General features: G+C 79.5%; 2 protein-coding genes. Both read right to left on the reverse strand.

Annotated elements, in window-relative coordinates:
- Positions 1-60 precede the first annotated feature (60 nt).
- Entirely contained in the window at positions 61-726 is a 666-nt protein-coding gene (locus HLB09_RS17090; protein ID WP_171204486.1) for a response regulator, read from the reverse strand.
- A partial coding sequence (locus tag HLB09_RS17095) for a sensor histidine kinase (RefSeq protein WP_409373020.1) occupies positions 723-1,382 on the reverse strand: 660 nt, incomplete at its 5' end. The genes HLB09_RS17095 and HLB09_RS17090, both read right to left, overlap by 4 nt.

Below are 1,382 nucleotides of genomic sequence, written 5' to 3' on the forward strand. Positions count from 1 at the left end.
CCCGCCGGGCGCACTGCTCCTGCCGCGCGTGCCGGGACCCGCGCCGGCGACCTCCCCGGCTCAGCCGCCGTCGCCGGGGCGCACCAGGCCGCTCTCGTAGGCCAGCACGACGGCGCGGACGCGGTCGCGCACCCCCAGCTTGAGGAGCACCCGCGAGACGTGGGTCTTGACCGTCGCCTCCCCGAGGACGAGCTCGGCGGCGATCTCGCCGTTGGACAGGCCCCGCGCGAGGAGGACGAGCACGCCGCGCTCGCGCTCGGTGAGGCCCGCCACGAGCTCGGGCCGGAAGGACGCGCCCGAGGGCGCCGCGAAGCGCTCGACGACGCGCCGGGTCACCGCGGGCGCCAGGAGCGCGTCGCCCCGCGCGACCGCGCGGACGGCGGCGACGAGCTCGTCCGGGTCGGCGTTCTTCAGCAGGAAGCCGGAGGCGCCCGCCCGCAGGGCCGCGAAGAGGTGGTCGTCGGTGTCGAAGGTCGTGAGGACGACGACGCGCCCGGTGCCGGCGGCGACCACCCGCTCGGTCGCGGCGACGCCGTCGAGGCCGGGCATCCGCACGTCCATGAGGACGACGTCGGGGCGCAGCGCGGCGGCCGCGGCGACGCCGGCGGCGCCGTCGGCGGCCTCGCCCACCACCTCGAGGTCCGGCTCGACCTCGAGGATCATGCGGAAGCCGCTGCGGACGAGCGCCTGGTCGTCGACGAGCAGGACGCGCACCGGCGGGCTCACCGCGACGCCACCGGGGGGCCGGCCAGCGGGTAGCGGGCGCGCACCCGGTAGCCGCCGCCGGGGCGGGCGCCCACCTCGACCCAGCCGCCGGCGAGCGCGGCGCGCTCGCGCATGCCGACGTGCCCGAGTCCCGTGCCCGTCGAGCGCTGCGTCGTCGAGCGGGCCGGGCCGTCGTCGACGACCTCGACCTCGACGTGGCCCCTCTCGACGAGGCCCTTGTCGACGTGGCCCTCCTCGACGTGAAAGGGCGCGCGGCCGCGGCCGGGGCCGCGCCCGTGGTCCACCACGTCGTCCGGCACCCAGCGGACGACGACGCGCGCCGCCCCGGCCGCGGAGTGGCGGGCGACGTTGGCCAGGGCCTCCTGCACGAGCCGGTGGAGGCTCGTGCCCGTCGTGCCCGGCAGCGGGGCGGGCTCCCCGACGACGACGAGCCCGACGTCGAGCCCGCAGGCGCGGAACCCCTCGACGAGCCGCGGCAGGTCCGCCGGCGACGGCTGCGGCAGCTCGCGCGGGTCCGCGCCCGGTCCCCCGGGAGTGGGCTCGGCGTCGGCGCCGGGGTCGCGCAGGACGCCCAGCAGGTCGCGCATCTCGGTGACGGCGGCGCGGCTGCCCTCCTCGACCTCGCGCAGCGCGGCGGCGGCGCGGACGACGCCCGC

This window comes from Pseudokineococcus marinus (genome assembly GCF_013004605.1).
Lineage (GTDB): Bacteria > Actinomycetota > Actinomycetes > Actinomycetales > Quadrisphaeraceae > Pseudokineococcus > Pseudokineococcus marinus.